We start from the raw sequence: 5,102 nt of genomic DNA, 5'->3' as shown, positions 1-5,102 counted from the left end.
GCACATACAGGAACTTACATCCTGCAAGCTTAATACCATGCCCGACATACAAAAAATAACGTGGCTTTATTCCGCCACGTTATTTTTTATTCAGATTGTCCTGGCTAATTGCTTTATGTTTTCAAAACATTTTATTCATAACCGGGATTCTGCACCAGATTCGGATTAGCAGCCAACTGGGTATGAGGAACGGGATAGATTTCCCGATTCGGATCGTTCGTCGGTTCATGATCCCACCAGCTACCGGTCGTGAATTTACCGAAACGGATAATATCCGTGCGGCGTTTTCCTTCGAAAATAAATTCCCTGCCGCGTTCGGCCAGCAACTCATCCATGGTCAAGGTAGAGGTTGTATATTGTGCCTCTGCCCAATCTTCGTCTGTGAATGCTCTCTTTCTGGAAGCATTCACCAGATCCACGGCTTCCTGTGTGACCACGCCGTTGTTCTTCCGCATCAATGCTTCTGCTTTATTAAAGTAAATCTCCGTCAACCGGTAAATTATATAGTGATTTTCGCGATAGTCCTCATCATCTATCGTTCCACTCTTATATTTATGAAACCGGGCTCCGCTGTTCTCTTCTCCCTGATCCATTCCTCCTTCGCTGGTAAGGTCGCCCTGACTTTCCCGACGAATAGAATTTACATAAATCAGCGGCTGCCCGTTATACTCTTCCGTTCCTAAGATCGGAGTATCTGTACCATATTCATATTGAGGGCCGAACAAGAACCACTCTTCCTTACGCAGATCATTATCCTGATAAGCATCGAATGCCGACGGGATCACCACAAAGGCATTGTTCCCGGAATAACCGACATTAAGCGCACGGCTCATGTTGGAATATCCCATAAAAAATCCACCCCAATCGAATGTAAATCCGCCTAAACGACTAAATGCGAACTGGAACAATGCCTCACTTGCATTCTGATTGGTATTGGAAAATGTTTCCAACAGGTCAGATGCCAGTTCAGGAGTACCATTAATACCTCCTGCTTCCCCACTGATAATTTTGTCACAAGCAGCAATACATTCGTCATACATAGGTTCTCCGATAAAGTACTCTGCATTCAGGTATAACTCCGCAAGCATAGCATATCCGGCGGTTTGCGATACACGCCCTATCAACTCTTCCGAATAGGGGAGAAGATTAGGCACATGTGCCTCCAGTTCCGTCTTAATGAAATCAAACACTTCGGCTTTCGATTGCGTAGGCGGATTTATCGGTTCCGCTACGGCTGTGATAATAGGCACGTTGCCCCATAGCTCCATGATCTTCATATAATGAAAAGCACGCAACACATATAATTCGGACAAAATGGCGATCATTTCTTCTTCGGAAATATCCAATGCTTCATAATCCACCTCCTCCAGGTCCATAATTGCAGCATTCACATAACCAACCCCTGTCCACATCAGGGTCCATGCCGTACGCATACGTCCTTCATTGGCTGTCCATGTATGGTAGTGCTGACGGAAATGGTCTCCGCCATCGTATCCATGACGCCCTTTCTGCGGCCATGCCAGCTGATCAGCCGACAATTCTGCATGATAATAATATCCGTTCTGACCGGTGGGCGCCAGCCAGGCCTGCATATGTGTAAACGGCCTCAAAGCGGCTTGCAGCACTTCCAACCTGTTATTATAGAAATTCGACTCATGCAATTCACTGTAGACATTCTCATCCAGATCGGTACAACTATTCATTCCGGCCATGAGTATCGCTGCCAAAATGAGAGCAGATATATGATATATTTTATTTTTCATATGACTAAAATATTTATTTTCAATGGTGTCATATGGAACTCGCATTAGTCATGATCTTGTGTGATAATGATTATCATGCTCGTTTCATATGATTAATACTTTTTATTTTCTATTCCATTAGATTTTTTACAGTTAAAATCCAATATTCAATCCAACAGACCATGAGCGTGTGCGGGGATAATAGTCCCGGGCATCCACACCGGGCTCAAATCCTGTATCCTGCAATTCAGGATCCGACCCACTGTATCCTGTAATGGTAAACAGGTTTTTTCCTGTCACGTAAACCCGTAAATTCCGGATATAGGAGGTATTCAATGGGACATTATATCCCAACGTCAGATTGTCGAGCTTCACAAAATCTCCCTTTTCAAGATAATAGTCTGAGTATTGAGGATCATCATCTAATTGATCATGTTTCGTAACAGCACTCTTGAACAGGTTATTCGGCAGCCATTTTTTATTCCCGAAATATAGTTCCTTCAAATTCAGGATATCAAAACCGAATTTACCCCGGAACATAAACGTCAGGTCAAAATTTTTATATGTAAAGGTGTTCGTGAGTGATGCCTGAAATTTCGGGACACCGTTCCCGATAACAGTCAGGTCGTCATCACTCATTTCAGTGGCTGTTCCGGTCGATCCGTCCTGTTTATAGAACAGCCATTTTCCGTCTTCCGTAAATCCGGCAAAACGCTTGCCGTAGAAATTCCCGACCGAACCGCCTTCTTCCAGACGGAATGCATCTCCTAAGTTACCCGGGGAAGGAAGTCCGTAGAACGAGAGCCAATTAGCCTCATACAGATCACTGGAAAGTTTCGTCAACCGGTTACTTTGGGTATTTGCCGTAAAATCAATATTCCAATTGAAATTATTCTGTTGTAGGGGTATAGCAGAGATCTGAAACTCGATCCCCGAATTCCTTAATGTTCCCACATTGGTATATATCAGATCACGTACATACGGTGGTTGTTGTGCGTTATAATTGTATAACAGATCCTTTGTATTCCTGTTATATACATCGATGGAACCGCTGATCCTCCTTTCCAGGACAGCGAAGTCTACTCCAAAATTCAATTCGGCTTTCTGCTCCCAGCGAAGGTCCGGATTCGGGTTGCGGGCGGCACCGTAGGTTTGATAATATACGCCATTCTGAGGATATACTCCCCCGGTGCCCAAAGTAACCAATGACTGATAATTGGGAATTCCCTGATTACCCGTAATGCCGTATCCGACACGGAATTTGAGTTCATCCACAAAATCCACACCGTCCATAAATTCTTCTTCGCTGATGGTCCATCCGGCCGACACAGCCGGGAAATTACCCCATTTGTGATTCGCCCCGAAGCGGGAGGAGCCTTCCCGTCGCAGAATTCCCTGCAGGTAATACTTATCCGCGAGAGAGTAATTCACACGGCCAAAAAAGGCGACCAGTGTATTATCCTGCTTTTCGCTACCCATTCCCGGACGCGGCAAACTGGTGTCATTGATCGCGCTTCCCGCACCGAGATTCCAGTCCAGAAAAGCATCTGTAGTAAAACCACTATTGTTTACATTAAAATTTTCAAATGTTTCATATTGATAACTGTAACCTGCCATGGCCGTAATCGTATGTATATCGTTGAATGTTTTCCGGTAGTCGGTTGTCGCTTCAAAAGTTTTTGTCCAGGCCAGATGATTCGATTTGGAAGCATATCCCATTCCCTGATACTCCGTTCCCACACGGTTATCCCAATCTTCCGAGGAACGATAAAAACGGTCATTGTAAGTATTACGTAAATAAGAACCGAAGGCGGAAACCGACCAGTCGTTCGTCAACTGCAGTTGCAGGCTGAGATCGGCAGAGGTTGTTTGCTGGTTTCTCTCGGAAATACGATTAGCCAGACGGGACAACGGGTTGTAATTATTAAATGCTTCTGTTTCAAAAAAACTACCGTCTTCATTATACAAAGGGGCTGTTGGATTCCGTTGAATAGCCTGTTCGAAATCACCGCTTGCTCCACCCAGCATATTAGCCTTATTGACGTTCGTGGCAAGATTCAACGACATCGTCAACAAGTCCTGCAACCCCTTCTGGTTAATATTGATACGCCCTCCGAACTGTTCACGGGAATTTTCTTTGGCAATACCTTCGAGGTTACTGTAAAAAACCGAGGCACGGTAATTGGTATTCTGCGTACCTCCCGACGCGGAGAAGTTATGATAATGACTCAGATTATTTTTATTGATCAGCTCATCAAATAAATCGGTCGATGCACCAAAATCCTGATCGGCATCGATTACTCCCTGACTGATCAGGTCGCGGAAATCCGTAGCGCTCAAAATACCCGGCTTATCACTCACCCTGTCATGTTGCAGATAGGTCGAATAGTTGAATTGCGGTTCCCCTGCCTGTCCTTTTTTCGTGGTGATAAGAATAACTCCCGCATTGGCCCGCGTACCGTAAATAGCGGCGGCAGAACCATCCTTTAAGACATTGAACGATTCAATATCATCCTGCTGCAACAGATCCAGATTACCTCCCGGTACACCGTCAATCACAATTAACGGAGTTCTTGTCCCGGTAAGGGATGTAACTCCCCGTAGCTGGATATCTACGCCGGAATTGGGGTTAGCTCCCTGCGTCCGGGTCATATTCAATCCGGCCACTTTTCCCTGGATCAGATCCAGAGGACTGCGCGTACCTCCCGGGTTGAAATCACGGGCACTCACTGTTTTTATGGCAGACGTTACTTCTCGCCTGTCCATCGTGCCATATCCGACTACCACCACTTCGTCCAGCAGTTCCGTATCTTCCGACATGGTTATCTGAATGTTAGTCTGACTGTTTATGGCTACTTCCTGCGATTCCATCCCTACATAAGAAATCTCCAATATTCCATCCGGCGCTACATCATTGAGTGTAAAATTACCATCCATATCGGTAACAGTACCATTGGCAGTTCCCTGTGCCTGAATAGTCACCCCGATCAGCGGTTCTCCACTTGTATCAGTTACCGTCCCGGTAACGGTAATATTCTGTGCAAACATACATAAGGAAAATGTCCACAAAAATGTAAACAAAATTCCTTTTACTAAATTGGAATTTAGTCTTTTCATACGATTAAAATTTTTGATTCTCAGTTTTTAGATTAATAAATTGGCTGATCTTGTTTATTCAAGTCCATCCATGCTCATCTTTTTTCTTTTTTACTTTTTCTCCCCAACCTGGTTCCGTATTGTATAGGGACTGTTTTTTACAATACGGTTGCGCATCATATCATCACTGTGGTGCTGATAACAACTGAACGAAAAGTCCAGATTTGTTAAATTCTTCTTGATTCATATATCTTCTCTTAAATT

2 protein-coding genes are annotated in these 5,102 nt (G+C 44.3%); both read right to left on the bottom strand.

The window, feature by feature from the left end; all coding sequences use genetic code 11:
- Window positions 1-131 precede the first annotated feature (131 nt).
- Window positions 132-1,763 (bottom strand): RagB/SusD family nutrient uptake outer membrane protein, encoded by a 1,632-nt coding sequence (locus U2P89_RS05730; protein WP_322190876.1) that lies wholly within the window; start codon window positions 1,761-1,763, stop codon window positions 132-134.
- A gap of 132 nt (window positions 1,764-1,895) precedes the next feature.
- Window positions 1,896-4,859, bottom strand: a complete 2,964-nt coding sequence (locus U2P89_RS05725; protein ID WP_019537924.1) for a SusC/RagA family TonB-linked outer membrane protein — start codon at window positions 4,857-4,859, stop codon at window positions 1,896-1,898.
- Window positions 4,860-5,102: the final 243 nt, after the last annotated feature.

The organism is Proteiniphilum sp. (assembly GCF_034331125.1).
Classification (GTDB): domain Bacteria; phylum Bacteroidota; class Bacteroidia; order Bacteroidales; family Dysgonomonadaceae; genus Proteiniphilum; species Proteiniphilum saccharofermentans.
Note: the sequence above shows the minus strand (reverse complement) of the source record. Positions and strands in the feature narration are given on the sequence as shown.